At 67.9% G+C, this 25,837-nt stretch carries 25 protein-coding genes; 19 read left to right on the top strand and 6 right to left on the bottom strand.

Annotated features, from left to right (window positions below; genetic code table 11):
• Nucleotides 1-292 precede the first annotated feature (292 nt).
• From rpoE to recO, 9 genes are all read left to right on the top strand, one after another.
• Entirely contained in the window at nt 293-913 is a 621-nt protein-coding gene (gene rpoE / locus RT456_RS04435; protein WP_313343032.1) for an RNA polymerase sigma factor RpoE, read from the top strand.
• An 8-nt stretch (nt 914-921) separates the two neighbouring features.
• On the top strand, nt 922-1,773 hold the full coding sequence (locus tag RT456_RS04440; protein WP_313343035.1) for a sigma-E factor negative regulatory protein: 852 nt from the start codon (nt 922-924) through the stop codon (nt 1,771-1,773).
• Between the two features lie 89 nt (nt 1,774-1,862).
• Nucleotides 1,863-3,380: a DegQ family serine endoprotease gene (locus RT456_RS04445; protein WP_313343037.1), complete on the top strand. Its 1,518-nt coding sequence runs from the start codon at nt 1,863-1,865 to the stop codon at nt 3,378-3,380.
• A gap of 146 nt (nt 3,381-3,526) precedes the next feature.
• The gene (lepA, locus tag RT456_RS04450) at nt 3,527-5,317 is read left to right on the top strand and encodes a translation elongation factor 4 (RefSeq protein WP_313343336.1); all 1,791 of its coding nucleotides are present in this window, start codon (nt 3,527-3,529) and stop codon (nt 5,315-5,317) included.
• Nucleotides 5,318-5,419: 102 nt separating this feature from the next.
• Nucleotides 5,420-6,214, top strand: coding sequence for a signal peptidase I (lepB, locus tag RT456_RS04455; protein ID WP_313343039.1), 795 nt, complete (start codon nt 5,420-5,422; stop codon nt 6,212-6,214).
• A gap of 33 nt (nt 6,215-6,247) precedes the next feature.
• Complete coding sequence (locus RT456_RS04460) at nt 6,248-6,631, top strand: DUF4845 domain-containing protein (protein ID WP_313343042.1); 384 nt, start codon at nt 6,248-6,250, stop codon at nt 6,629-6,631.
• Entirely contained in the window at nt 6,621-7,301 is a 681-nt protein-coding gene (gene rnc / locus RT456_RS04465) for a ribonuclease III (protein WP_313343044.1), read from the top strand. The genes RT456_RS04460 and rnc overlap by 11 nt, the downstream gene beginning before the upstream one ends.
• Nucleotides 7,298-8,194, top strand: a complete 897-nt coding sequence (gene era / locus RT456_RS04470; protein WP_313343046.1) for a GTPase Era — start codon at nt 7,298-7,300, stop codon at nt 8,192-8,194. Before rnc ends, era begins: the two co-directional genes overlap by 4 nt.
• A 30-nt stretch (nt 8,195-8,224) precedes the next feature.
• Entirely contained in the window at nt 8,225-8,947 is a 723-nt protein-coding gene (recO, locus tag RT456_RS04475; RefSeq protein WP_313343049.1) for a DNA repair protein RecO, read from the top strand.
• Between the two features lie 165 nt (nt 8,948-9,112).
• Here recO and RT456_RS04480 read toward each other — a convergent pair whose 3' ends face one another.
• Entirely contained in the window at nt 9,113-9,835 is a 723-nt protein-coding gene (locus RT456_RS04480) for a response regulator (RefSeq protein ID WP_313343051.1), read from the bottom strand.
• 137 nt (nt 9,836-9,972) lie between these two features.
• On the opposite strand from RT456_RS04480, the gene rlmD reads away from it, so the two are divergent.
• The 9 genes from rlmD to RT456_RS04525 all read left to right on the top strand — a co-directional run bounded on the left by rlmD (nt 9,973) and on the right by RT456_RS04525 (nt 17,702).
• The gene (gene rlmD, locus RT456_RS04485) at nt 9,973-11,307 is read left to right on the top strand and encodes a 23S rRNA (uracil(1939)-C(5))-methyltransferase RlmD (RefSeq protein ID WP_313343053.1); all 1,335 of its coding nucleotides are present in this window, start codon (nt 9,973-9,975) and stop codon (nt 11,305-11,307) included.
• A 1-nt stretch (nt 11,308) separates the two neighbouring features.
• Entirely contained in the window at nt 11,309-11,800 is a 492-nt protein-coding gene (locus RT456_RS04490; RefSeq protein ID WP_313343056.1) for a CYTH domain-containing protein, read from the top strand.
• Between the two features lie 60 nt (nt 11,801-11,860).
• Nucleotides 11,861-12,547 carry a DsbA family oxidoreductase gene (locus RT456_RS04495; protein WP_313343059.1) on the top strand — a complete coding sequence of 229 codons (687 nt, stop codon included), beginning with the start codon at nt 11,861-11,863 and terminating at the stop codon, nt 12,545-12,547.
• 96 nt (nt 12,548-12,643) lie between these two features.
• Nucleotides 12,644-13,651, top strand: coding sequence for a beta-N-acetylhexosaminidase (nagZ, locus tag RT456_RS04500; protein ID WP_313343062.1), 1,008 nt, complete (start codon nt 12,644-12,646; stop codon nt 13,649-13,651).
• Nucleotides 13,651-14,205, top strand: coding sequence for a hypoxanthine-guanine phosphoribosyltransferase (locus RT456_RS04505; RefSeq protein ID WP_313343064.1), 555 nt, complete (start codon nt 13,651-13,653; stop codon nt 14,203-14,205). The genes nagZ and RT456_RS04505 overlap by 1 nt, the downstream gene beginning before the upstream one ends.
• A 9-nt stretch (nt 14,206-14,214) precedes the next feature.
• Nucleotides 14,215-14,961: an S-methyl-5'-thioinosine phosphorylase gene (locus RT456_RS04510; RefSeq protein ID WP_313343067.1), complete on the top strand. Its 747-nt coding sequence runs from the start codon at nt 14,215-14,217 to the stop codon at nt 14,959-14,961.
• Nucleotides 14,962-15,049: 88 nt separating this feature from the next.
• Nucleotides 15,050-15,256 (top strand): cold-shock protein, encoded by a 207-nt coding sequence (locus RT456_RS04515; RefSeq protein WP_313343069.1) that lies wholly within the window; start codon nt 15,050-15,052, stop codon nt 15,254-15,256.
• Between the two features lie 806 nt (nt 15,257-16,062).
• Entirely contained in the window at nt 16,063-17,301 is a 1,239-nt protein-coding gene (locus tag RT456_RS04520; RefSeq protein WP_313343071.1) for an NAD(P)/FAD-dependent oxidoreductase, read from the top strand.
• A gap of 128 nt (nt 17,302-17,429) precedes the next feature.
• Nucleotides 17,430-17,702 (top strand): hypothetical protein, encoded by a 273-nt coding sequence (locus RT456_RS04525; RefSeq protein WP_313343073.1) that lies wholly within the window; start codon nt 17,430-17,432, stop codon nt 17,700-17,702.
• 148 nt (nt 17,703-17,850) lie between these two features.
• Here RT456_RS04525 and pdeM read toward each other — a convergent pair whose 3' ends face one another.
• The 4 genes from pdeM to RT456_RS04545 are packed head-to-tail and all read right to left on the bottom strand — an operon-like array spanning nt 17,851 to nt 23,555.
• A complete protein-coding gene (gene pdeM / locus RT456_RS04530) occupies nt 17,851-18,495 on the bottom strand; it encodes a ligase-associated DNA damage response endonuclease PdeM (protein ID WP_313343075.1) in 645 nt (214 codons plus the stop codon).
• Nucleotides 18,485-20,932, bottom strand: coding sequence for a ligase-associated DNA damage response DEXH box helicase (locus RT456_RS04535; RefSeq protein ID WP_313343078.1), 2,448 nt, complete (start codon nt 20,930-20,932; stop codon nt 18,485-18,487). The genes pdeM and RT456_RS04535 overlap by 11 nt, the downstream gene beginning before the upstream one ends.
• A gap of 14 nt (nt 20,933-20,946) precedes the next feature.
• Nucleotides 20,947-22,551 (bottom strand): ATP-dependent DNA ligase, encoded by a 1,605-nt coding sequence (locus tag RT456_RS04540; RefSeq protein WP_313343081.1) that lies wholly within the window; start codon nt 22,549-22,551, stop codon nt 20,947-20,949.
• Nucleotides 22,548-23,555 (bottom strand): ligase-associated DNA damage response exonuclease, encoded by a 1,008-nt coding sequence (locus RT456_RS04545; protein WP_313343084.1) that lies wholly within the window; start codon nt 23,553-23,555, stop codon nt 22,548-22,550. The genes RT456_RS04540 and RT456_RS04545 overlap by 4 nt, the downstream gene beginning before the upstream one ends.
• A gap of 106 nt (nt 23,556-23,661) precedes the next feature.
• Between RT456_RS04545 and RT456_RS04550 the strand changes: the two genes are divergently transcribed.
• Nucleotides 23,662-25,293 (top strand): acyl-CoA dehydrogenase family protein, encoded by a 1,632-nt coding sequence (locus tag RT456_RS04550; RefSeq protein ID WP_313343087.1) that lies wholly within the window; start codon nt 23,662-23,664, stop codon nt 25,291-25,293.
• Nucleotides 25,294-25,421: 128 nt separating this feature from the next.
• Here RT456_RS04550 and RT456_RS04555 read toward each other — a convergent pair whose 3' ends face one another.
• Complete coding sequence (locus tag RT456_RS04555; RefSeq protein ID WP_313343090.1) at nt 25,422-25,826, bottom strand: hypothetical protein; 405 nt, start codon at nt 25,824-25,826, stop codon at nt 25,422-25,424.
• Nucleotides 25,827-25,837 lie beyond the last annotated feature (11 nt).

Below are 25,837 nucleotides of genomic sequence, written 5' to 3' on the forward strand. Positions count from 1 at the left end.
ACGGATCTCGGGGTGCCAATGTGAGAAGCGGAGCCCATCGAAGCCTGAAAGCATGGGGACGTTCCATCCGGTTGTGTATGGAGAAGGGGGCTATGATCCAGAGGTTGTTTCCTCCCCGTCAAATCCCTATAGCTGGGGGAGCGGAGGACCCGGTTCATGGCCGTGATCTGGAACCTTAACGGAACGGTGGTTAAAAGCTGGTACGGCGTCTCGTGATCGGGCGCTGAACTTTTCCCGGGATTGGCAGTCTCATTGCCCGACGTCGGTTGGGCTGACAGGAGTGCGGCCCCCCATGGCCGAGGTTGAAACACCACAGGAGCTGGACCTGGAGCTGGTCCGGCGCGTGCAGCGCGGCGAAAGTGCGGCGTTTGATGTCCTGGTGCGCAAGTACCAGCATCGGATCGTCGCATTGATCGGGCGCTACATCGCCGACTGGAGTGAATGTCAGGACGTCGCCCAGGACACGTTCGTCCGCGCGTACCGCGCGATCGGGAGTTTCCGTGGCGATGCGCAGTTCTATACCTGGTTGCATCGGATCGCCGTGAATACTGCCAAGAACCATCTCGCCGCGCACAACCGCCGCCCGCCCACCGATGACATCGACATCGGGGATGCGGAGCAGTTCGACAGCGGAACGCGCCTGCGCGACACCGACACGCCCGAACGCGAGCTGATGCGCCAGGAGCTGGAGCAGACAGTCATGAAGGCGGTCTCTGCGCTGCCGGAAGAACTCAGATCGGCCATCACCCTGCGCGAGGTGGACGGCCTGAGCTACGAGGACATCGCGCAGAAGATGGGGTGCCCGATCGGCACCGTGCGGTCGCGGATTTTCCGCGCCCGCGAGGCGATCGACACTGAACTCCGGCCGCTGCTGGACATCGGCAGTGCCACCCGCGAGAAGGGCCGCGTATGAGTCACCACATGCCTACCACTGGATCCACCGGCGCCGAGCCGGACAAATTCGATGCGCACCACCGCCAGCAGCTGTCGTCGCTGATCGATGGTGAGCTGTCGCTCGACGAGGCGCGCTTCCTGCTGCGCCGGCTCGAGCACGACGAGGCCCTGTCGGGCTGCCACGAGCGTTGGCAGCTGCTGGGCGATGTGCTGCGCGGCCAGGCGTGCGCGCCTGCGCCCGCCGGCTTCGCCGATCGTATCCAGGCCGCCGTCGCGGCCGAACCGGCGCCGGTACTGGCGGCTGCCGCGCCCACCCCGCGCGAGCGTCGCGGCGGATGGCGCCGGTGGGGCGGCGGCGCCGCGCTGGCCGCCTCGGTCGCGGCCATTGCCTTGTTCATGACCCGCGAGCAGCTGCCGGGCGAAGCCCCGCCGCAGACCCCCACCACGGTGATCGCCAGCCAGGCCCAGCTGCCGGCGCCGGTGCCTGGCGCGCCCGCCGCGCCGCCTGCTGCCGCCGTGGTGGCCGATGCCGCGCTGGCGGTGGCCGCCGTTCCGGCCGCGGCCGTGGGCGCACGCCGTACCAGTGCCACCCGCACCCAGCAGGCCGCGCGCAGCGTTGCCAGCCGCGCCGTTGAGCCGCAGCGTGCGCTGGCCGGCCAGGCCGCGCCGGCCCTGCCGACCGCCGAGTCCCGGCCGTTGCCCTTTGGCGATGTCAGCAGCCTGCAGGCCCGGCCATGGCCGCGGTCTACCGTGGGCAGCAATGGCGCGCTCAACGCCAGTTTCTCCGCGCAGGAGCCACAGGCGGCGTTCTACCCGTTTGAGCCGCGCCTGCAGGATGAGGGGGCGAGCCCCCCGCCAGCGCGCAGGCACCGCGACTGAGTCTGTTGCCCGCCCCGTTCCTATTCCGCGCTGCGGTTGCCCCGCAGCGCCTCCCTTCTCCCTGATCCCTGACCGGAGGCTCGAGTCTGATGACCGCCCGTATCCGCATGCATGCCATGGCCCTGGTGGCCATGACCCTTCCCCTGGTGGCCTGTGCCCAGGCGCCGGCCCCGGCCGCTCCCGCGGCGGCCGCTGCCCCGCGTGCCCCCGCCGCACCGCTGGTCAGTGGCCTGCCGGACTTTACCAACCTGGTGGAGCAGGTCGGCCCGGGCGTGGTCAACATCGAGACCACCATCGTGCGCAGCAACCGCCAGGCGCGCGGCGCCGGTCCGGGGCCGGGCGATGATGAAATGCCGGAATTCTTCCGGCGCTTCTTCGGCCCGGACTTCCAGATGCCGGGCCAGCCGGGTGGCGGCGATGAAGGTCCCAGCATCCGCGGCCGCGGCATGGGCTCGGGCTTCATCATCTCGCCCGACGGCTACGTGCTGACCAACCACCATGTGGTGGCCGATGCCGGCGAAGTGAAGGTCAAGCTGGGCGATCGCCGCGAGTTCACCGCCAAGGTGGTCGGCAGCGACCAGCAGTACGACGTGGCCCTGCTCAAGATCGACGGCAGGAATCTGCCGACCGTGCGCGTGGGCGATTCCAACACGCTCAAGCCCGGCCAGTGGGTAGTCGCGATCGGCTCGCCGTTCGGCCTGGACCACTCGGTCACCGCCGGCGTGGTGAGCGCGGTCGGTCGCAGCACCGGCGGCCAGGACCAGCGCTACGTGCCGTTCATCCAGACCGACGTGGCCATCAACCAGGGCAATTCGGGCGGTCCCCTGCTCAATACCCGCGGTGAAGTGGTCGGCATCAACTCGCAGATCTTCTCCGCCTCGGGCGGCTACATGGGCATCAGCTTCGCGATCCCGATCGACCTGGCCATGGGCGCGGTCGAGCAGATCAAGAAGAACGGGCGCGTGAGCCGTGGCCAGCTGGGCGCGATCGTCGGCGCCATCACCGGTGACGTGGCACAGGGCTTCAACCTGCCCGACAGCCGCGGTGCACTGGTCAACGAGCTGGTCCCGGGCAGTGCCGCAGCCAAGTCCGGCCTGGAAGTCGGCGACGTGATCCGCTCGGTGAACGGCACCCCGATCAACACCTTCAGCGACCTGCCGCCGCTGATCGGCGCGCAGCCGCCGGGCAGCAAGGTCCGCCTGGGCGTGCTGCGCGATGGCCGCGAGCGCGAGATCACCGCTACCCTCACCGAGCTGGCCGAAGATGCCGCACGCGGCAACGCCGGCCCGGCCGTCGCCGAGGCCGCGCCGCAGGCCGGGGCCAACGCGCTGCTCGGCCTGGACGTGGCGGACCTGACCGCCCCGCAGCGCCAGCAGCTGGGCCTGGACGCCGGCGAAGGCGTGCGCGTCACCCGCGTCAACGGCCAGTCCGCCCGCGACGCCGGGCTGTCCCCGGGCATGGTGGTCCTGCAGGTGGGTCGCACCCCGGTGGGCAGCGTGTCCGCGCTGAACAAGGCGCTGGGGGGCTACAAGAAGGGCGATGTGGTCATGTTGCTGGTCCGTGCCAACGGCAACAGCGCCTTCGTGCCGGTGAAGGCCGGGCAGTAAGCCCCGCCATTGCTGCGTTTCCGGGCCCGCTTCGGCGGGCCCGGTCGTATCTGGCCCCCCGGCACGCGGGAGGGCGCTCACCATGCGATAATGTGCCGTTACCCTGACGACGCGACGCGCCGCCGCCACCTATGTCCTCTGATTCGATGCGGAACATCCGCAACTTCTCCATCATTGCCCACGTCGACCACGGCAAGTCCACGCTGGCCGATCGCATCATCCAGCTTTGCGGTGGCCTCCAGGCCCGCGAGATGGAGGCGCAGGTGCTCGACTCGAATCCGATCGAGCGCGAGCGTGGCATCACCATCAAGGCCCAGTCCGTCTCGCTGCCGTATGTGGCGAAAGACGGCCAGACCTACCACCTGAACTTCATCGACACCCCCGGGCACGTCGACTTCTCCTATGAAGTCAGCCGCTCGCTGGCCGCCTGCGAAGGTGCGCTGCTGGTGGTCGATGCGGCCCAGGGCGTGGAAGCGCAGTCGGTCGCCAACTGCTACACCGCCGTCGAGCAGGGCCTGGAAGTGGTGCCGGTGATCAACAAGATCGACCTGCCCACCGCGGATATCGAGCGCGCCAAGGCCGAGATCGAGGCCGTGATCGGCATCGACGCCACCGATGCGGTGCCGGTCAGCGCCAAGACCGGCCTGAACGTGGTGGACGTGCTGGAGGCGATCGTGCATCGCATTCCGCCGCCGGTGCCGCGTGATACCGACAAGCTGCAGGCGTTGATCATCGACTCGTGGTTCGACAACTACCTGGGCGTGGTCTCGCTGGTGCGCGTGATGCAGGGCCAGATCAAGGCCGGCGACAAGCTGCAGGTCATGTCCACCGGCCGCAACCACCAGGTCGACAACGTCGGCGTGTTCACGCCCAAGCGCAAGGTGCTGCCGGCATTGCGTGCCGGTGAAGTGGGCTGGGTCACGGCCAGCATCAAGGACGTTCACGGTGCCCCGGTGGGCGACACCCTGACCCTGGCGGCAGATCCGGCGGCCAAGCCGCTGCCCGGCTTCCAGGAAATGCAGCCGCGCGTGTTCGCCGGCCTGTTCCCGGTGGACGCCGAGGACTACCCGGACCTGCGGGAAGCGCTGGACAAGCTGCGCCTCAACGATGCCGCACTGCGTTTCGAGCCGGAAAGCTCCGAGGCCATGGGCTTCGGCTTCCGCTGCGGCTTCCTGGGCATGCTGCACATGGAAATCGTGCAGGAGCGCCTGGAACGCGAATACAACCTGGACCTGATCAGCACCGCGCCGACCGTCGTTTACGAGGTCCTCAAGACCGACGGAACGATCATCAACATGGACAACCCGGCCAAGTTGCCGCCGGTGAACATGGTCGATGAAATCCGCGAGCCGATCATCCGCGCCAACGTGCTCACCCCCGAGGAGTACATCGGCAACATCATCAAGCTCTGCGAAGAGAAGCGTGGCAGCCAGATCGGCATCAACTACCTGGGCAGCCAGGTGCAGATCAGTTACGAGCTGCCGATGGCCGAGGTGGTGCTGGACTTCTTCGACAAGCTCAAGTCGGTCAGCCGCGGCTACGCCTCGCTCGATTACCACTTCGTGCGTTTCGAAGCGGGTCCGTTCGTGCGCGTGGACGTGCTGATCAACGGCGACAAGGTCGATGCGCTCTCGCTGATCGTGCACCGCAGCCATGCCGACCGCCGCGGTCGCGAGCTGTGCGAAAAGATGAAGGAACTGATCCCGCGGCAGATGTTCGACGTGGCCATCCAGGCCGCGGTGGGCTCGCAGATCATCTCCCGCACCACGGTCAAGGCGATGCGCAAGAACGTGCTGGCCAAGTGCTATGGTGGCGACGTTTCGCGCAAGAAGAAGTTGCTGGAGAAGCAGAAGGAAGGCAAGAAGCGCATGAAGCAGGTGGGCCGCGTGGAAATTCCGCAGGAAGCCTTCCTTGCCGTGCTGCAGATGGACAAGTAAGGCCGGACGGCCATCCCCGGCCACCGCGCGGCATCTTCGGGTGCCGCCGGGCGGGCAGGGGATCACCCACCGCACCGCTGCACCCGTTCCCAAGGACACTGCATGAAACTGTTTGAGATCCTCCTGGTCGTACTGACACTGGCCTCGGGCCTGATCCTGTTGGCCGACAAGCTGTACTTCGCCAGGCGCCGCGCCGCGCGCGCCGGGCTGCTGGACTCCGAACCGGTGCTGGTGGACTACTCCCGGGCGTTCTTCCCGGTGCTGGCGATCGTACTGGTGGTGCGCAGCTTCATTGCCGAGCCCTACAAGATCCCCTCCAGTTCGATGATGCCGAACCTGCTGATCGGTGATTTCATCCTGGTCAACAAGTTCGCCTACGGCCTGCGCCTGCCGCTCAACAACGCGCGCATCGTGCCGATCGGCGAGCCCGAGCGCGGCGACGTGGTGGTGTTCCACTTCCCCGGCCATTCCGAGAACGACCCCAACAAGGGCGAGAACTTCATCAAGCGCGTCATCGGCGTGCCCGGTGACGAGGTGGTGTTCCAGGGTGACGGGCTGATCCTCAACGGCACCCCGGTCAAGTACGAGAACAAGGGGTTGTATGCTGGGCACCGTGGCCAGGGCGAGGGCAGCTCGCTGCTGGTCGAGCACCTGCCGGGCCGCACCCACACCGTGCTGGAGACCGACTATCCGCGTGGCGAAGGCCAGTGGACCGTGCCGGCAGGCAAGTATCTGGTGATGGGCGACAACCGCGACAACAGCGATGATGGCCGTTTCTGGGGCCTGCTGCCGGAGGAAAATCTCCGTGGCAAGGCGTTCCTGATCTGGCTGAACTGCTCGGGCTGGTTCTGCAAGGACGGTTTCGAGCCGTCGCGGATCGGTACCGGGATCAACTGATTCTTTGGCACACGCGTATCTGGGGAGAACGCAATGAAGACGATGAAAACGCAGCGTGGCATGACCCTGACCTCCTTCCTGGTGGTCCTTTGCATCGTGGGCTTCGGCCTGTACATCGGCATGAAGCTGTTCCCGATGTACTCGGAGTACTACGCGGTGAAAACCGCGCTGAAGGGGATCGCCAAGGAACCCGGGGTAGGCAACATGGAGCCGGGCAAGGTGCAGGAGATGTTCTTCCGCCGCCTGGACATCAGCTACTCCGAAAGCGTGAAGCCGGACAACGTCAAGTTCGAACGCGTCAGCGGCGGCTGGAACATGAAGGTCAACTACGAAGTGCGTCGCCCGCTGATCGGCAACCTCGACGTGGTTGGAAAATTTGATGCCCATCAGGAATTGACCCTCAGCGGTGCCGACTAACACTTTCCAACGCGGTGACCGTATCGGCCACCCATTCGAGGATCCGGGCCTGCTGAAGCAGGCCCTGACGCATCGCAGTGCCGGCGCGCCGAACAACGAGCGGCTGGAGTTTCTCGGCGACAGCATCGTCAACATGATGGTTGCCCAAGCGCTGTACGCGCGCTGGCCCAAGGCCGACGAAGGCGCGCTGACCCGCGCCCGGGCCGAACTGGTCCGTGAAGGTGCCCTGGCTGTCATCGCGCGCACGCTTGAACTGGGTGAGCGCCTGATCCTGGGCCCGGGCGAAATGAAGTCCGGCGGGCACCGGCGGGACTCGATCCTGGCCGATGCCCTGGAAGCCGTCGTGGCCGCCATCTACCTGGACGCAGGCTTTGCCGCCTGCCAGACCGTGGTGCTGCCCTGGTTCGGCCCCTCCATGGAGGCCCTGCCGGCCACCGGCAAGCCCGAAAAAGACCCCAAGACCCGTTTACAGGAATGGCTGCAGGGCCGACAGAAGGCGCTGCCGCTGTACGAATTGATGTCAGAATCGGGTGACGATCATGCCAAGACCTTCCGGGTACGCTGCGGCGTAGCCGATCCCGCTGTCAGCACCGAAGGCGAAGGTGCCTCGCGACGGCTGGCCGAACAACAGGCGGCTGCGGCCGCCCTCGAGCAACTGGATTCCAAGTGAGCGAAGCAACCCCCCATCATTGCGGCAGCGTGGCCGTCATCGGCCGCCCCAACGTCGGCAAGTCCACCCTGACCAACGCCCTTGTGGGTGCCAAGGTCAGCATCGTCTCCAACCGGCCGCAGACCACCCGTCACCGGCTGCTGGGCATTGCCAGTTACCCGGAAGGGCAGCTGGTGCTGGTGGACACCCCCGGCCTGCACCGCGTGCAGAAGCGCGCCATGAACCGCGTGATGAACCGCGCCGCGCGCGGCTCGCTCGAGGGCGTGGATGCCGGCATGCTGGTCATCGAGGCCGGCCGCTGGGATGACGAAGACACCCTGGCCTTCAACGTGCTCAGCGACGCCGGCATTCCGGTGGTGCTGGTGGTCAACAAGGTCGACCGCCTGAAGGACAAGGCCGCGCTGCTGCCGTTCCTGCAGCAGGTGACCGAGGGCCGCACCTTCTCGTCGGTCCATCCCATTTCCGCGCAGAAGCGGAACGGCCTGGAAGCGCTGGTGCGCGACCTGCTCAAGCTGCTGCCCGAGGCCCCGCCGATGTTCGGCGAGGATGAAATCACCGACCGCAGCCAGCGTTTCCTCGCCGGCGAGCTGGTCCGCGAGCAGCTGATGCGCCAGCTTGGCGAAGAGCTGCCGTACGCCACCACGGTGGAGATCGAACGCTTCGTCGAAGACGGCAACCTGCTGCGCATCGGCGCGGTGATCTGGGTGGAGCGCGAAGGCCAGAAGGCGATCGTGATCGGCAAGGGCGGTACCCGCCTCAAGGACATCGGGGCCAAATCGCGCATGCAGATGGAGCGCCTGTTCGACGCCAAGGTCTTCCTGGAGACCTGGGTGCGGGTGCGCGAAGGCTGGTCCGATGACGAAGCCGCGCTGAAGGCTTTCGGCTACGAGTAAGCCCAGCGGGCTACTCCGGCACCGCAGGCCATGCGCATCGAAGACGAACCGGCTTTCGTGCTGCACGCCCGCTCCTGGCGGGAAACCAGCCTGCTGGTCGAGGTGCTTACCGAACAATACGGCCGCATCGGGGTACTGGCGCGCGGCGTCAGCAGTCCGCGCAGCCAGGCGCTGCGGGCGGCGCTGCAGCCGCTGCAATGGATCCGCCTCACGGCGGTGCAGCGCGGCGAGCTGGCCCAGCTGCGCGGTGCCGAGGCGATGGATGCCGCGCCCCGCTTGACCGGCGATGCCATGCTCGCCGGCTTCTACGTCAATGAACTGGTGATGCGGCTGGCGCCCCGCCAGGATCCGTTGCCGGAGCTGTTCGACCATTACGGCCAGGTCCGCCAGCGGCTGGGGGGCGCGGAATCGCTGGCCTGGACCCTGCGGCGTTTCGAGCGCGACCTGCTGGAAGCGCTGGGGTTCGGCTTCGATCTGGCCCATGGCAGCGATGGCGAACCGATCGATCCGGCGGCCCGTTATGAACTGGACCCCCTGGAGGGCCCGCGGCGGTTGCTCAGCGAGCGTGGCATGGACCCGCGCCGGGGCACGGCCACCGGCAGTGCGCTGCTGGCGCTTGCACGCGATGTGCAGCCGGGAGGCGACGACCTGGCCAGCCTGCGCCGCGGCATGCGCGCGGTGCTGTTGCATCACCTGGGCGGTCGCGGGTTGAAGTCGTGGGAAATGCTGGAGGATCTGGCGCGCCGGCGGTGATTTGCGCACCGCATGGACACGCATGGCATGTCCCAACGCGACGGGTGCAGCCCAGCATCAACGCTCGACCCCCAAACCGATCGACCAAGGGTCGTAGTGACACGCCATGCGTGTCAACGCCATGACCCTGTGCACGTAACCGAGCCATGCGTGTCTGCGGGGTGCCTAATGCAACAGGGAATCCACGGCTGCGCGGAATTGGGTGTGGGCGCCGTTGGACTCCGGGGCCTGGTGCAGCTGGCGGACGGCGCGGGCCAGGCGCGCGGCGCCGACGAAACCACAACTCGCCTGCAGGCGGTGCAACTGGCCCTTCAAGGTGCCTAGATCGTGCTGCAGCACGGCCTGCGCTACCGCATCGCGCACGCCGGGCAGTTCTGCCAGGAACAGCTCGCGCAGCGCGATCAGATGGTTTCGCTGCCCATTCAGGGCGGCCAGCGCGGTGATCTCGTCCCAGTCTTCACGGTCGACGTCACTGCTGTCGGCGGACGCCTGGGCGCCGCCCGGGCTGTTCACCAGCGCCCGGCGCACGGCCTTGAGCAGCTGCTCTCGGCTCAGCGGTTTGACCAGGGTGTCGCTGAACCCGGCATCGCGCAGGCGCGCATGGATGCTGGTGTCGCCATCGGCCGTATGGGCCAGGGCAGGGGTGTCAGGCCGTGAACGGCGCAGCGCATGCAACAGCTCCGCGCCATTGCCGTCGGGCAGGTTCACGTCGATCAGCCACAGGTCGTGCAGGCCCGCCAGGCCGCGGTCCATGGCGCTGGCCAGGGAATCGGCAGTGTCCACCTGGGCGGGCAGGGTTTCCAGCGCGGCCTTGAAGAAGCCGCGGCTGATGGTGTCGTCCTCGACGAGCAGGAATCGGGGCACGGGAACCCTCGGGGTCATCTGCATTGGGGCTGCCTCCTTGTCAGCTATGCGCATATTAAACACGAAGTGGCGTGCTGCAAGCATCACAACGGCTTCCCGCGGCCCCCGGGCACCCGTATCTGCGACAATACGCACCCTTTTTGCCCGCAGCCTGTTGCCACGTGGCCCGATCCCGTTCCCGACTCGACCGTACCCCGTTCCAGACCGACATCCTCGATCTCAGCCATGACGGGCGGGGCGTTGCCCGCCGTGATGGCGAGGGCGGCAAGGTCACTTTCATCTCCGGCGCGCTGCCGGGCGAGGTGGTGCGTGCCGAACCCACCGCCCGCAATCGCCACTTCGACGAGGCCCGCACGCTGGAGGTGCTGCAGCCATCGCCGCAGCGGGTCACCCCGCGATGCCCGCATTTCGGCGTCTGCGCCGGCTGCGTGCTGCAGCACCTGGAGGAGTCGCAGCAGATCGTGGCCAAGCAGCGGGTGCTGATCGACAACCTGACCCGCATCGGCCACGTCACCCCGGGTACCGTGCTGCCGCCGCTGGTCGGCGAGAGTTGGGGCTACCGTCGCAAGGGCCGCTTCTCGGTGCGTCGCGTCGAGAAGAAGGACAAGACGCTGGTGGGCTTCCGCGAGCAGGATCCGCGCTTCGTTGCCGATCTGACCCAGTGCCTGACCGTCATTCCGGCCATCGGGCTGAAGGTGTCGGCGCTGTCGACGTTCATCGAAACGCTGGACGGCAAGCGCGATATCCCGCAGGTCGAATTCATCGCCGGTGACGATGCGATCGTGCTGACCATCCGCCACATGCTGCCGCTGAGCGACGCCGACAAGGCCGCATGGGCGGCCTTCGGTACCGAACACGGGTTCTCGATCTTCCTCCAGCCTGGTGGCGTCGAGTCGGTGCATCCGCTGGTACCCGGCGAGGTGCCGTTGTCGTTCCGGCTGGCACCGTGGAATGTGGAACTGGCCTTCCGCCCGCTCGACTTCATCCAGGTCAATGCCACGCTCAACGAGAAGATGATCGCGTTGGCGCTGGAACTGCTCGACGCCGGTCCGGACGAGCGCGTGCTCGATCTGTTCTGTGGCCTGGGCAACTTCACCCTGCCGCTGGCACGCACCGTGCGCGAAGTGGTCGGCGTGGAAGGCGAGGCCGGTCTGGTCGCGCGGGCGAAGGAAAACGCGGCGCGCAACGGCCTGGACAATGCACAGTTCTTTGCTGCCGACCTGACCCAGGACCAGCGCCAGGCCTCGTGGATGCGCCAGGGCTTCGACAAGCTGCTGCTCGACCCGCCGCGCTCCGGTGCGATCGAAGTGCTGCAGCAGCTGCCGCTGAAGCAGTTCAAGCGCATCGTCTACGTCAGCTGCCACCCCGGTTCACTGGCGCGTGATGCCGGCTACCTGGTCAACGAGCAGGGCTTCACGCTCGTATCGGCGGGCGCGATGGACATGTTCCCGCATACCGCCCACGTGGAAAGCATCGCGGTGTTCGAGAAGCGCTGACATGGGCATCGAAATCGAACGCAAGTACCTCGTCACCGGCGACGGTTGGCGCACCGCCGCGCATGCGGTCATCCCGATGGCGCAGGGCTACATCAACGACACCGCCTCGCTGGACAGCGGCGCGCAGAAGGCCTCGGTGCGCGTGCGCATCCAGGGCGAGCAGGCCTTTCTCAACATGAAGTCGCGCGAGATCGGCCACACCCGGCAGGAGTTCGACTATCCGATCCCGGTCGCCGACGCGCGCGCGCTGCTGGCGCTGTGCGTGGGCGGGCTGATCGACAAGCGTCGACACCTGGTCCATCACGCCGGGCTGGTCTGGGAGGTCGATGAGTTCCTGGGTGAGAATGCCGGGCTGGTGGTGGCCGAAGTGGAGCTGGCGTCGGCCGACCAGGCCATCGAGCTGCCCGGCTGGGTGGGCGCGGAAGTCACCGACCAGGTCCGCTATTACAACCTGGCGCTGGCGGCGCACCCGTTCAGTCGCTGGGCGCGGTGACGGGGCCGGCCAGCGGCCGGCACACCTTTGTTTTTTGAGGGGTGACCCCATGTCGGTCGGATGAAAATCGATATCTGGTCCGACGTGGTATGCCCCTGGTGCTGGATCGGCAAGCATCGTTTCGAGCAGGGCCTGGCCCTGCTTGGTGACGACGCCCCGCAGGTCGAAGTGACCTGGCACCCCTTCCTGCTCGACCCGGACGCCGGCACCGCCTCGGTGCCGTTGCGCGACGCGTATGCCGCCAAATTCGGCAGCGCCGAGCGCACCGAACAGATACTCACCCAGACCCAGTCCACGGCACGCGCTGAAGGCCTGCCGATGGACTTCGACCAGGGCCAGGTGCGCGTGACCACGCTGCCCGCGCACCGGCTGATGTGGCTGGCCGGGCGTGAAGGCGTGCAGGCCGCGGTGGGCGAGGCGCTGTTCCGCGCCCATTTCGTCGACGGTCGCAACCTGGCCGACCCGCAGACCCTGGCCGAGGCCGGGGCGGCTGGCGGCCTGGACGCCGAGCGGATCACCGCGCTTATGGCGGGCGACGAGGGCCTGGAAGAGATCCAGGCACAGTTGGCACAGGCCCAGGCGCTGGGCATTCAGTCGGTGCCCACGTTCGTGATCAATGACCGCTACGCGCTGCAGGGCGCCCAGCCGCCGGAGGCGTTCGCCCAGGCCCTGCGGCAGATCGCGGCCGAGATGCCGGACCCGCCGCCTGCCGGTGGCCAGTCCTGCGACGCACAGGGCTGCGCCTGACCGCCTGCCACGGCCCCCCGGCCGTGGCCTAGCGCGTGCGGGTTCTGCGACAATGCGGCGGTGCGCCATGATGGTGCCCCGTTTTGGAGATTGCCCATGCTCGTGATCGGCGTTGCCGGGACCGAACTCACTGCCCAGGAACGCGATTGGCTGCAGCACGATGCCGTGTCCGGCGTCATCCTGTTCAAGCGCAACTTCGCCTCCCGGCAGCAGGTTGCCGACCTGTCGGCGGCCATCCGCGCCGCCGCGCCCCGGCCGGTGCTGGTCTGCGTGGACCAGGAAGGCGGGCGCGTGCAGCGCTTCCGCGAGGGATACAGCGCGCTGCCGCCGCTGCAGGGCTTCGATGCGCTGTACGCGCAGGACCCGGACGCCGCGCTGGCCCTGGCCGAGCAGCACGCCTGGCTGATGGCCAGTGAAGTGCGCGCCAGCGGCGTGGATCTCAGCTTTGCCCCGGTGGTCGACCTGGGCCGTGGCAACCGCGCCATTGGCGACCGCGCCTTCAGCGCCGATCCGCAGGTCGTGGCCGCGTTCACCCGCGCCTACGTGCGCGGCATGCACAGCGTGGGCATGGCCGCCACGCTCAAGCATTTCCCCGGGCACGGCAGCGTGCTGGAAGACACCCACGTGGACAACGCCAGCGACCCGCGTCCGTTGGAGGCGCTGCAGGCGCTCGACCTGGTGCCGTTCGCGGCCGGCATCGACGCCGGTGCCGACGCGGTGATGATGGCCCACGTGGTCTACCCGCAGGTGGCACCCGAACCGGCTGGCTACTCGCCGCGCTGGATCCAGCAGATCCTGCGCGGCCAGATGGGCTTCCGCGGCGTGGTGTTCTCCGATGACATCGGCATGGCCGCGTCGTTCTCGGCCGGGGGCGTGCAGGCGCGCGTGCATGCGCATCTGGACGCCGGCTGCGACGTGGTCCTGGTCTGCCACCCGGAACTGGTGGACGACGCCCTGCGCGCGGTGGAAGGCCGCCCGCTCAATACTGCTGCGCTGCTCGGCCTGATCGGCCGTGGCGCGCTTGGCTGGGACGGCCTGCTGGCCGACACCCGCTACGGCAGCTCCCAATCCCGTTTGCTTGACACCCTTGGAAGAACCGTCTGATGCCCAACCTCACCATTTCCCAGGCCCTGGCCCAGGCCGACCTGCTGGTCGACCGTCCCACCATCGACACGGCCATTGCCGGCATCGCTGACGCCATCGCCGCCGACTACAAGGGCGAAGTGCCGCTGTTCCTGTCGATCATGCACGGTGCATTGCCGTTTGCCGGCCAGCTGGCGCTGGAGCTGGGCGCGCGTGGCCAGGACCTGCAGTTCGATTACCTGCACGCCACCCGCTACCGCGGCGAGACCACCGGCGGCGAGCTGGTGTGGAAGCACAAGCCGGCCACCGCGTTGTTCGGTCGCCGCGTGCTGCTGGTCGACGACATCCTGGACGAAGGCTTCACCCTGCAGGGCGTGCGCACCTGGTGCCTGGAGCAGGGCGCCACCGACGTGCGCATCGCCGCGCTGACGGTGAAGCAGCACGACCGCGCGCTGCCGGAGGTCAAGGCCGACTACGCCGGCGTCATGTTGCCGGACCGCTACGTGTTCGGCTTCGGCATGGATGTCAACGAATCGCTGCGCGGCGTGCCGGCCATCTACGCGATGAAGGAATAAGCAGCGCCCATGGAACATATCGCTCTGGCCGTCATTGGCGGCACCGGTGTGTACAAGCTGGCCCAGCTCGATGACGTGAGCAGCCATGCCGTGGAGACCCGCTACGGCACGCCGTCCGGTCCGATCCGGGTGGGTACGCTGCTCGGCCAGCGTGTGGCGTTCCTGGCCCGCCATGGTGAAGGCCACTCGCTGCCGCCGCACAAGATCAATTACCGCGCAAATCTTGCTGCGTTGCAGCAAATCGGTGCGACCCGGGTGCTCGCACTCAACACCGTGGGCGGCATCACCGAGCAGTTCGGCCCGCGCGTGCTGGCCTGTCCCGACCAGCTGATCGACTACACCTGGGGCCGTATCTCGACCCTGAGTGAAGAGCCGGGCAGCGAGGTGCTGCATGTCGATTTCGGCCATCCGTACACGCCGATGCTGCGCAGCAAGGTGCTGGCGGCGGCCAAAGTGACCGGCGTACGCCTGCACGACGGCGGCTGCTACGGCGCCACGCAGGGGCCGCGGCTGGAAACCAATGCGGAAATCGCGCGCATGCGCCGCGATGGCTGCGATCTGGTCGGCATGACCGGCATGCCCGAAGCCAGCCTGGCCCGCGAACTGGGCCTGGACTACGCCTGCCTGGCGATCGTGGCCAACTGGGCCGCCGGCTGTGGCGATGGCGACGAGATCACCATGGCCGAAGTACTGGCCAATGTGGACGCGGCTTCGGCCGGATTGCCGGAACTGATTGGCGAATTGGCACGTGGGTGATTGTCATTGCGTAACAAGCTTTGCATACTCCGCCAGTGCGCTGGTTGAGCGTACACCACCCATTCATTGAAGAAGGTCTCGCATCACCATGCCGAACGGTACCGTCAAGTGGTTCAACGACGCCAAGGGATTTGGCTTTATCTCGCCGGAGGACGGCAGCGCCGACGTCTTCGCGCACTTCTCCGCGATCAACTCCAAGGGCTTCCGCAGTCTGCAGGAAGGCCAGAAGGTCACCTATGACGTGACCTCGGGCCCCAAGGGTGCCCAAGCGTCGAACATTGTGCCGGCCGAGTGATCCACTCTGCTGCGTGCTGAGAAACCCCGCTTCGGCGGGGTTTTTTTTGTCCGAAGGCCGGGCGCGCGATCTTCATGCGCCCTGAACATCCGGTGCCTTAGGTTCGCCGTACCTGCGCTGCTCGGTGGCCAGGTGATCTGCAATGCAACGGGGGAAATGTCGATGTCTCAGCGTGTCGCTGTGGACATCGTTTTCCCGTTGGTTCGCACCATCACCTACAAGGCCATGATCATGAGCAATATCATCCGCAATGGGGATTTCAGCGCAGGGCTGTCGCATTGGAAGGCCAACCATGGCGTCGACACCGGCACGGACGGCGGGCAGTCTTACGCGCGCATTGACAAGCGCGTGGCCATCAGCCAGATGCTCGTTGGCATGCAGAGCGGCGCGGGTTGGGTGCTCCGGTTCGAGGTTGCCGAGCACCCCTTCAACCCACCGGTCCAACAGATATCGACGAAGCCGTTGGATCCGACCAATCTGTCCAACCCACATCGCCAAGCGCCGATGCTTCAAGCGGCGATGGCCCTGGAGCTGTCCCATGACGGTGGATACTGGACGGCCATGTTCGAATTCAGTGTGTATCGCCACTGGGGGCTGTCAGGGCACCGGTTCGACGTTCCCGAGGGATATGATGCAGGTCGTGTGGTGATCTGGGTCACCGGCGAACCGGAGCGGCTTGACCGTTCCATGGCCGTTCGCAACGTCGAGCTCTTCAAGGTTGAGCGTGTCGATGCGCGGGGACCGGCAACCCCGGTCTCCGTTCAGATCGCCGATAATGGCGGTCCCGCACCTCGACAGGACGTCACATGCAACGCCGCACCATCGCCATCGTCGGTTACGGCACTGCTGGCCAGGCGCTCTCCGTCCTGTTGTCGCGCGATCATCACCAGGTACACGTCTTCGAGCGTGCGGCCGCCCCGGGCCCGGTGGGCGCCGGCTTCCTGCTGCAGCCAAGCGGCCTGGATGTTCTCTGGCAGATGGGCCTGCTCCCGCAGGTGCTTCAGCATGGCGCCGCCGTGCGCCGTCTGTATGGCGAAACCCCGTGCGGGCGCGCCGTGATGGATATGCACTATGCGGGCCTGCATGCGCATCTGCATGGTATCGGCATGCAGCGTGGCGCATTGTTCTCGCTGCTGGCCGACGCGTGGGAACAGCCGGGCAACCTGCAGGGCGATACCACGATCGTGGACGTGGATACCGCCAACGGCCGTGTCCGTGATGCGCGGGGACACTGGCACGGGCCGTACGATCTGGTGATCGCCGCCGATGGCTCCGCCTCGTCGTTGCGCAGCCTGGTGCAGGGCACGCGGCTGGACCGCGAGTACCCTTGGGGGGCGTTGTGGTGCCTGTTGCCGTGCGGCGACTGGGCGCACCACGACGAGCTGCGGCAGCGTTACGTGGCCGCGCGCAAGATGATCGGCCTGTTGCCGGTGGGCACCCGCCCGGGTAATCCGCAGGCGCAGCTCAGCTTCTTCTGGAGCCTGCCACGCAACCAGTTCGCACAATGGGAACAGGACGGCATGGCGCGGTGGCTGGAGGAGATCGCGACGCTGTGGCCGCAGGCGCACCTGCGCCTGCAGGATGTACCCGATGGCGCGCAGCTCGCGCGCGCCGGCTACCGCGATGCGGTGATGACGCGCTGGCATCGCGAGCGCATGGTGCTGGCCGGCGATTCCGCGCACGCGATGAGCCCACAGCTGGGGCAGGGCGTGAACATGGCCCTGATGGATGCACTGGCACTGCGCGATGCACTGCGCGCGCACGCCGACCGTGATGCGGCGCTGCAGGCCTACCAGGCGCAACGCAGCGCGCACGTGGCCATCTACCACTTCTGGAGCCGCTGGCTGACGCCGCTGTTCCAGTCCGAGCGCGATACGCTGGCGCAGGCCCGCGATGTCCTGTTCAAACCGATGGGCCGTGTGCCGGGCGGTCGCGGCCACATGCTGCGCGTGCTCAGCGGCACCCAGCGCGGCTGGTGGGGGACGCTGGGGCTGTCGCCCGGGTTCGTCGAGGCGATGACGCCGCGCGCTGCCGAACGGGCATGACGACATGACCACGCATGGCGATGAGTAGAGTGCTGTGTGAAGGCCGGAATGACGCCTGTTGACGGTGAAATCACCGTGGCCATGGGAAAAAGGAAACGTTACTGGACCTGATCCCCAAGGAGATTGACATGTTGTTTCCGGCCGACGTTCTCGATACTGAAATCTGCAAACTGCGTGGACTGCTGCAGATGTTGCACGAGGATCAGCCGGACGTGATGGAAGATATCTTCGAATTCCACGTTACCAGTCTGATCACCCACGCTTCCCCGGATCACCACGCGCGGATCCGCGCCGCCGCTCGCGATATGCTGGCCGATGTGCTCAGCCGCCCGGTGCGACCCAATCCGAATGCACCGGACATCCGCCTGATGCCGGAGGTGCTGCTACCCTCGGCGGCGTAACAGCGCGGACACTGCCGACGTAAACTGCCGACGTGTGACACTGCCGACGTGAACTGCCGACGTGTAGTGCCGACTGTTAGTCGGCAAACACTGCAACACGGCAAACACTGCAACGCGCCAATGTCGACCCTTCTGTCAAGGCCCCCCGCTACCGGGCCGGAAGGGCGATGGCATCGCCCTCCACGCACGCCACCAGCTGTTCACCCGCATCCAGTACCGGCGCGATGCCGGCGGTGAAGCGTGAGTACGCCGGCAGCACCGTCAGTCGATCGCGAAGCCAGAACGCAGGCCAACGCCGCTGCATGCCGGGCAGCTTGGCCAGCGGATGCAGATGACCGCACAGCACGTGCAGGGCCGGATGCGGTTGCGGATCGTGGCGCAGCAGGAACGGCCCTTCCTGCACCCGCTCACCCAGCAGGGTGATGCCAAGATCCGCCTTGGGCAGCACGCGGTCGTGGTTGCCGGCCAGTGCGCCGATCTCCAGCCCGGCATGCTGCTCGCGCCAGCCCTGCCACTGCCGGTACCAGGCCGCGCGATGTGCGGCCCCGTGCAGCACATCGCCCAGGATCCACAGCGTGCGCACCGGGCGCTCGGCAACCAGCCGCGTCAACCGCTCCAGATCGTCCCCGGTGCCGCCGGTGGGCAGGCCGATGCCGGCGCGCCGGAACAGGTCCGCCTTGCCCAGGTGCAGGTCGGCGATCAGCAGCGCTTCGCGTGCCGGCCAGTACAGGGCGCGTTCGCCCAGCAGCCGGACGTTCTCACCTGCCAGGGTCATGGCCGCATCAATGGGCATGGCGCGTCTCCAGTTGGCTTGCCGCACGCAGCACGCGCGTCTTCCAGTCTTCGTTGCTGAGCTGCCCACGCAGGCGCTCGGCCCACAGCGGGAATGACAGTGGCCCCAGCGTGGACGGCTGCTGCAGGCACAGCGTACGTGCCTGGCAGCGGCGCAGCGTGCTGGCCAGGCAGGCCAGGTCGAGTTGTCCATGCAGCACTTCCTGTTCCGCCAGGCCCAGCAGGAGGTGTTCTGGATCGTGCTGGCGCAGTACGTCGTACAGCAGGCCGGCCGAGGCCTGCAGCTGGCGCAGGCTGCGCGGCGTGCGCCCCGGCAGGGCCGGGATCAGCAGGCCGGAGACGCGCGCGATGTCGCGGAACTGCCGGCGTGCGAGCTCGCCCAGGTTGAGGCTGTCGCGCAGATCGTCGAACAACCCGTCCGGATGCAGCAGTGCGCGGATGCGCGCCGCATCCACCTCAACCGCACGTGCCGGCGCCAGCACGAAGCCATAGTCGTTGGCGGCATACCCGAAGGTGTTGGCCTGCAGCCGCGTCCAGCGCAGCGCCATCAGCGCGGCCAGGCCTTCATTGACCTGGCGGCCTGCAAAGGGGTACACGAACACGAACTGGCCCTCGCGCCGGCGCAGCGTTTCCACCAGCAGCAGCGACGGGCCGGGCAGGGACGACAGGCGCGACTGCAGGCGCAGCAGGGGCGCAAGCCACTGCATCTCCGGGCTGGTGGGCGGCGCGGCGAGTACCGCTTCCATCTCCTGCCCCAGGGCCTCCGACAGCGGCAGCCGCCCGCCCTGCCAGCGCGGCACCACGCCGTCGCCGCCACGCGCCAGGCGCACATAGGCGGTGAGATTCTCCAGCCGCACCAGCTCCAGCAGGCGGCCGGCGAACTGGAAGTGATCACCGGGGCGCAGGCGGCCAACGAACTGCTCTTCGACCGTACCCAGGCGGCCGCCGCGCATGAACTGCACCATGACGCTGCCATCGCTGGTGATCGTACCGATCGACAGGCGGTGGCGCAGCGCCACGCGGCGATCGTGTACGCGGTACATGCCGTCGTCGTCGCGCACCACCTTGTGGAAGTCGGGATACTGCGCGAGCGCGCGCCCCCCCTGCACGATGAAGTCCAGCACGCCCTGCCACTGCGCGGTGTCCAGTGCTGCGAACGCGTGCGTGCGGCGTACCTGTGCCAGCAGTGCGTCGGCGTCGAAGCCACCCCCGAGCGCGCAGCTCACGCAGTGCTGCGCCAGCACGTCCAGCGACATCCGCAACGGGCGCCGCGCCTCGATCACGCCGTCGGCGAGCGCGCGCCGTGCCGCCGCGTACTCGACCAGCTCCAGCGCATGCGAAGGCACGCACACGATGTGTCCGGATTCACCCGGACGATGGCGTGCCCGTCCGGCGCGCTGGACCAGCCGTGCGATGCCTTTCGGGCTGCCGATCTGAAGCACCTGGTCGACCGCCGGGAAGTCCACGCCCAGGTCCAGGCTGGACGTGGCGACCACGCAGCGCAGTGCGCCGTCGCGCAGCCCCTGCTCAACCACGCGCCGCTGCGCCGGGTCCAGCGAGCCATGGTGCAGGCCGAGCGTGGCGGGGTCTTCGGGCCACACGGCCGTCAGCGCCTGGTGCCACAGTTCGGCCTGGGCGCGGGTGTTGGTGAACAGCAGGCTGGTGCCGACCATGAACAGTTTTTCCTGCACCCGCTGCAGCTGCGACAGGCCCAGGTGGCCGGCCCACGGGAAGCGTTCGCCCTGCGCCGGCAACAGGGTTTCCACCGCCACCGGGCGCGGCCGCGCACCCGCCACCAGAGGGGCATCGGGAAGTTCGGGCAGCAGCACATCACGCGCTTCCTCCAGGTTGCCCAGCGTGGCCGACAGGCCCCACACCTGCAGCGCGGGCAGTGCATCGCGCAGCAGGCGCAGGTTCAACTGCAGCAGCACGCCACGCTTGTTGCCCAGCAGTTCGTGCCACTCGTCCACCACCACGCAGCGCAGCTGGCGCAGGTGCGCACGGGTATCGGGATAGCTCAGCAGCAATGCCAGCGATTCGGGCGTGGTCACCAGTACGTCCACGCGGCCCTCGCGCGCCAGCCGCTTGTCGCGCGCGCTGGCGTCCCCGGTGCGCAGGCCCACCTGCCAGTCCAGACCCAGTGCGGCCAGCGGCTCGCGCAACGCGCGCGCGGTGTCGCTGGCCAGGGCGCGCAGCGGGGTGATCCAGAGCACCTGCAGGGCCGGAATGCGTTTGGTCCTGCGGTCACTGGTTGCGCGTGCTGGCTGATCGGCGAGTGCCTGCAGCAGCGGCCCGCCGAACATCGCCAGTGTCTTGCCGCTCCCGGTGGGCGTGTGCAGCAGTCCGGAGGCGCCACCGAGGTAGTGCCGCCACAGGGTCTTCTGGAAGGGCAGCGGCGCCCAGCCGCGGCTGGCGAACCAGTCGGTCAGCCGTGCCATCGCCTCGCGCCGCGTCACCGGGCCAGCGCCTTCAGCTGCGCCAGGGTGTCGGCTTCGCTGGCCGGTTTGTCGTGGCGCCAGCGCAGGATGCGCGGAAAGCGTACCGCGATGCCCGACTTGTGCCGGGTACTGCGATTGACGGCCTCGAAGCCGAGTTCGAACACCTGCTCGCCGCGCACGCTGCGCACCGGCCCGAAGCGTTCCAGCGTGTTGGCGCGGATCCATCGGTCCAGCGCCAGGATCTCCTTGTCATCCAGACCCGAATACGCCTTGGCCACCGGCACCAGCCGCTCGCCGTCCCACACCCCGAAGGTGTAATCGGTGTACAACGTGCTGCGCCGGCCGTGGCCGGCCTGCGCGTAGATCATCACCGCGTCGATGGTGAGCGGATCGATCTTCCACTTCCACCAGTCGCCACGACGGCGGCCACTCTGGTAGACCGAGCTGCTGCGCTTGAGCATCAGTCCTTCCACGCCGCGCTCGCGGGCCATCGCGCGCTGGGTCGCCGCGTCCACCCAGTCGGCGGCGATGAGCGTGGGTGACAGTACCAGCCGGGCGTCGCCCAGTGTCTCCAGCAGCAGGGCCAGCTGCGCCCGGCGTTCCGCCAGTGGTTGCTGGCGCAGATCCTCCCCGCCCAGTTCCAACAGGTCGTAGGCAAGCACGCGCACCGGTGTATCGCGCAGCGTCTTTGCACCGGGCTTGCGCCGCTGGATACGGGTCTGCAGTGCGGTGAAGGGCATGGGCTGGGCGTCATCTTCGCGCCAGGCCAGCAGTTCACCGTCGATCACCGTACCGTCCGGCAGGGCCATCGCGGCGCTCTCGATCTCTGGGAACCGGCCATCCAACCGCTCTTCGCCGCGTGACCACAAGGCAACTTCGCCCTGGCGACGCAGCAGCTGCAGGCGGATACCGTCCCACTTCCATTCCAGTGTCCAGTCGTCGATCGCTCCCAGGCTGGACACCTCCGCTTCCAGCGGCGAAGCGAGGAAGAACGGATACGGTTGCTGCCGGTCTCCGGGCAGTTCCTCCGGGGTGAGCAGGCTGGCCAGCAGGCCGGGCGAGGGCACCCACGCGCCGAGCATGCGCTGCGCGATGCGGGCGATGTCGACGCCCGACAGCTCCGCCAGTGCCTGCTGCACCAGGCGCTGCGACACGCCCACGCGCAGCGCGCCAGTCAGCAGTTTGTTGAACACCAGCCGTTCGGCCGCGGGCAGCTGTTTCCAGCCCGTTTCGACCGCCGCACGCCGCACCGCCTCGGGTTGGTTGGCCACGGCCAGCAGATGCGTTTCGATCCACGTCGCCAACGCCCGGTCAGGCGCGCGCTCGTGCGGGTCGTCCAGCAGCAGGGTCAGGGTTTCGGCAAGGTCGCCAACCTGGTCGTAGCTGTCGGCCACCAGCCAGTCGGGCAAACCGGACGCGTCGGCGATCCAGGCACGCAGTTCGCCGCTGGAGGCAATCTTCTGGCGTGCGCCGCCGACCTTGCCGCCACTCAGCAGATACAGTGCCCACGCCGCATCATGCGGCTGCGCGTCGCGGAAATACGCGACCAGTGCGGCGCGCTTGTCCAGCGTGGCGGTGCTGCGGTCCAGGCGTTGGTACAAGGCTGCAAAGGCTTTCATTCCTCGCTCCCGAAATCGGTGCGGAATGCCTCGGCGGCGATCCCGCGCTCGCGCAGGAACGGAATGAGCGCATCGGTATTGCCATGCGTGGCGATCACGCGCCGCGCACCGCTCTGTTCGATGGTCTGCAGCAGTGCCGGCCAGTCGGCGTGGTCGGACACCACGAAACCACGATCGTAATTGCGTCGGCGGCGATTGCCGCGCAGCCGCATCCAGCCCGATGCAAAGCCGAGCTGGTGTTTGCCGAAGCGGCGCAGCCAGGTGGTACCGGCGGCCGACGGCGGTGCCAGGATCAGCTTGCCGGCGGCATCGGGTTCGCGGCCCTGCTCGGCCACCGTGTGCGTGGCCAGCATCGGGATGCCCGCTTCGCGGTACACGGCCACCCCGTTGGCGATGGCGCCGTGCAGCCACGCCGGCGGTTCGTCCAGCGGCAACAGCTCGGCCAGTACCCGCTGCGCTTTGCCCAGCGCGTAGCACAGCAGGATCGCGGCCTCGCCGCGCTGTTCGCACTCGCGCCGCCAGGCCGCGATCTCGGCGGCCACCTCGCGCGTATCCTGCCAACGGTAGATGGGCAGGGCAAAGGTCGCTTCGGTGATGAATACATCGCAGGGCACCACCTCGAAGGGCGCGCAGGTGGGATCGGGCTGGCGCTTGTAATCGCCGGAGGCCACCCAGACCTGCGCCCCATCATCGATGCGCACCTGCGCCGAGCCCAGTACATGCCCGGCCGAATGCAACGACACCTGCACGCCGCCCAACGTGAAGCGTTCACCGTAGTCGTACGACTGAAGCGCCACGTCGCCCAACCGCCAGCGCAGGATCGGCACGCTGCTGGTACTGCAGTAGTACTCGCCCATGCCGCTGCGCGCATGGTCGCCGTGGCCGTGGGTGATCACCGCGCGCGGCACCGGCCGCCACGGGTCGATATGGAAGTCGCCTGCAGGGCAGTACAGTCCTTCCGGACGCAGTACCACCAGGTCGCTGTGTGCCACGTTCGCCGTCATGCCTGCACTGTGCCGCCGTGCTCGTGCACGAGGTGAGAATCCGGCTGAACGGCGCCTGCCGCGCGGATGCGGCAGAATCGAATTCCACCCCTGGGAGGCCTGCGTGATGACGTCTGCATTGCCCGCGTTCGAGACCCATGAGGTCGTCAACCAGCCGCCGCCATTTGCGGGGCGCAATCTGTGGGCCGACGACGTGGCCCTCGCCGACGCCGTGCAGCGCGAGGGCGGCGCTGCATTCATCGCCACGCTGCAGGCCTATGGCGGTAGTGCAGGCGACGCGCTGTACCGCTTGGGCTTCGATGCCAACCGCGACCGCCCGCGCCTGCGTACCCATGATGCGCAGGGGCATCGCATCGACACGGTCGAGTTCCATCCGGCCTACCACCAGCTCATGGACGCGGCCAAGCGCCACGGCGTGGCTGGCCTGTCCTGGCAGGACGGACGCCCCGGCGCGCATGTCGCGCGCGCGGCGTTGAGTTTCCTGCATCACCAGGCCGAGGCCGGCACCAGTTGTCCACTGACCATGACGCATGCCGCGGTGGCCGTGCTGCGCCAGGATCCGGCGCTGGCCGAATGGGCCGACAAGGCAGCGGCACCGGTCTACGATCCACGCGATGTGCCGATTGCCGACAAGGCCGGCATCACCCTGGGCATGGGCATGACCGAGAAGCAGGGCGGCTCGGACGTGCGCAGCAACGCTACCCGCGCCGAGCCACGCGCCGATGGCAGCTATGCGCTGGTGGGGCACAAGTGGTTCTTCTCCGCGCCGATGTCCGATGGCTTCCTGGTGCTGGCGCAGGCGCCGGGCGGACTGACCTGCTTCCTGATGCCGCGCCGCCTTGCCGACGGCAACCGCAATGCATTCCGGTTGATGCGGCTCAAGGACAAGCTGGGCGACTGGTCGAATGCATCCAGCGAAATCGAGCTGTGCGGGGCCTGGACGCGGCGTGTCGGCGCCGAAGGGCGCGGCGTGGCCACCATCATCGGCATGGTGATGATGACGCGGCTGGACTGCATGCTCGGCGCGGCGGCGGAAATGCGCATGGCGCTCGCCCAGGCACTGCACCACACCCGCCATCGCAGCAGTTTCGGCCGCCGGTTGTGCGATCACCCGCTGATGGCCAACGTGCTGGCCGACCTGGCGATCGAATCCGAAGCGGCCACCACATTCGCCATTCGCGTGGCCCGCGCCGTCGACCAGTCCCCGCACGATGCACACGAAGCGGCGTTCGCACGGATCGCCACCGCCGTAGGCAAGTACTGGGTGTGCAAACGGGCAGCGGTGTTCGTCAATGAGGCGCAGGAATGCCTGGGCGGTGCCGGGTACGTGGAGGAATCGATGCTGCCGCGCCTGTACCGGCAGGCGCCCCTGAATTCGATCTGGGAAGGCAGCGGCAACATCCAGTGCCTGGACGTGTTGCGCGCACTGGCGCGCGAGCCGCAGGTGCGGCCGGTGCTGCAGGCGGAACTGGAGACGGTGGTCGGGTATGACGCGGGGTATGACGATGCCTTGCAGGCCCTGTGGGCGCAGCTGTCATCCACGCCATCGGAGGCCCAGGCGCGCCTGGTCACCGAACGCCTGGCGCTGTTGTTGCAGGCGGCGGTGTTGTTGCGCGCGCGGAGTCCGGTGGCGGCAGCCTTCGTCCGGACGCGGCTGGGGGGCGAAACGGGCAGGGCGTTCGGCACGCTGCCGGATGATGTGGATCATCAGGCGATCATGGCGCGCGCCCTGCCGTAGTGCCGGGCTACGCCGGGCAACCGCACCTGTCACCGCACGAACAAACGCCGGGCAGGGCCCGGCGTTTCCCGGGCAGGGCCCGGCGTTTCCCGGGCCGACGGTCAACCCCGATCGGCCCCGACGTGCGCTCAGTGCTTGGCGGCGTCGGCGTTCTGCTTGGCATCGTCGGCCACGTCGCGGGCCTTGTCGGCAACCTTTTCCGCCGCGTTGGCCGTCGCGTCGCTGGCATGGGCGGCCGCGTCGCGTGCCGCGACCTTTGCGTCCGCAGCGGCAGCAGCCGTCGCGTCGGCAGCGCGGTCCAGCGCCGGCTGCACGTCGGCCGCAGCGCGTTCGGAGGCCGCCGCCGCTTCGTCGGCGGCGTTGCGGGTGGACGCCGCGGCCTGGTCGACCGCTTCACGGGCGGCCGCACCGGTGCTGTCAGCCGCCTGCGCCGCATCGGCGCGGGCCTTTTCTGCTTCCGGGCCCTGGCAGGCGGCGAGCGCCAGCACCAGCGAAGCGGCCAGCAGCGGGGTGGTCATCGAACGGATTTTCATGGCGGGCTCCA

Origin of the sequence: Stenotrophomonas sp. (genome assembly GCF_032099025.1) — a bacterium.
Lineage (GTDB): Bacteria > Pseudomonadota > Gammaproteobacteria > Xanthomonadales > Xanthomonadaceae > Stenotrophomonas.

Bases quoted from the DNA above. Each gene is read 5' to 3' on its own strand.
- RT456_RS04490 (WP_313343056.1), top strand. From the start codon at position 11,309: ATGGGCATCGAAATCGAACGCAAGTACCTCGTCACCGGCGACGGTTGG.
- RT456_RS04525 (WP_313343073.1), top strand. From the start codon at position 17,430: ATGTTGTTTCCGGCCGACGTTCTCGATACTGAAATCTGCAAACTGCGT.
- RT456_RS04445 (WP_313343037.1), top strand. From the start codon at position 1,863: ATGACCGCCCGTATCCGCATGCATGCCATGGCCCTGGTGGCCATGACC.
- lepB (WP_313343039.1), top strand. From the start codon at position 5,420: ATGAAACTGTTTGAGATCCTCCTGGTCGTACTGACACTGGCCTCGGGC.
- RT456_RS04520 (WP_313343071.1), top strand. From the start codon at position 16,063: ATGCAACGCCGCACCATCGCCATCGTCGGTTACGGCACTGCTGGCCAG.
- RT456_RS04510 (WP_313343067.1), top strand. From the start codon at position 14,215: ATGGAACATATCGCTCTGGCCGTCATTGGCGGCACCGGTGTGTACAAG.
- recO (WP_313343049.1), top strand. From the start codon at position 8,225: ATGCGCATCGAAGACGAACCGGCTTTCGTGCTGCACGCCCGCTCCTGG.
- RT456_RS04440 (WP_313343035.1), top strand. From the start codon at position 922: ATGCCTACCACTGGATCCACCGGCGCCGAGCCGGACAAATTCGATGCG.
- RT456_RS04535 (WP_313343078.1), bottom strand. From the start codon at position 20,932: ATGGCACGGCTGACCGACTGGTTCGCCAGCCGCGGCTGGGCGCCGCTG.
- RT456_RS04550 (WP_313343087.1), top strand. From the start codon at position 23,662: ATGACGTCTGCATTGCCCGCGTTCGAGACCCATGAGGTCGTCAACCAG.
- RT456_RS04540 (WP_313343081.1), bottom strand. From the start codon at position 22,551: ATGAAAGCCTTTGCAGCCTTGTACCAACGCCTGGACCGCAGCACCGCC.
- nagZ (WP_313343062.1), top strand. From the start codon at position 12,644: ATGCTCGTGATCGGCGTTGCCGGGACCGAACTCACTGCCCAGGAACGC.
- RT456_RS04505 (WP_313343064.1), top strand. From the start codon at position 13,651: ATGCCCAACCTCACCATTTCCCAGGCCCTGGCCCAGGCCGACCTGCTG.
- rpoE (WP_313343032.1), top strand. From the start codon at position 293: ATGGCCGAGGTTGAAACACCACAGGAGCTGGACCTGGAGCTGGTCCGG.
- RT456_RS04480 (WP_313343051.1), bottom strand. From the start codon at position 9,835: ATGCAGATGACCCCGAGGGTTCCCGTGCCCCGATTCCTGCTCGTCGAG.
- RT456_RS04495 (WP_313343059.1), top strand. From the start codon at position 11,861: ATGAAAATCGATATCTGGTCCGACGTGGTATGCCCCTGGTGCTGGATC.
- RT456_RS04555 (WP_313343090.1), bottom strand. From the start codon at position 25,826: ATGAAAATCCGTTCGATGACCACCCCGCTGCTGGCCGCTTCGCTGGTG.
- RT456_RS04545 (WP_313343084.1), bottom strand. From the start codon at position 23,555: ATGACGGCGAACGTGGCACACAGCGACCTGGTGGTACTGCGTCCGGAA.
- lepA (WP_313343336.1), top strand. From the start codon at position 3,527: ATGCGGAACATCCGCAACTTCTCCATCATTGCCCACGTCGACCACGGC.
- RT456_RS04460 (WP_313343042.1), top strand. From the start codon at position 6,248: ATGAAGACGATGAAAACGCAGCGTGGCATGACCCTGACCTCCTTCCTG.
- pdeM (WP_313343075.1), bottom strand. From the start codon at position 18,495: ATGCCCATTGATGCGGCCATGACCCTGGCAGGTGAGAACGTCCGGCTG.
- RT456_RS04515 (WP_313343069.1), top strand. From the start codon at position 15,050: ATGCCGAACGGTACCGTCAAGTGGTTCAACGACGCCAAGGGATTTGGC.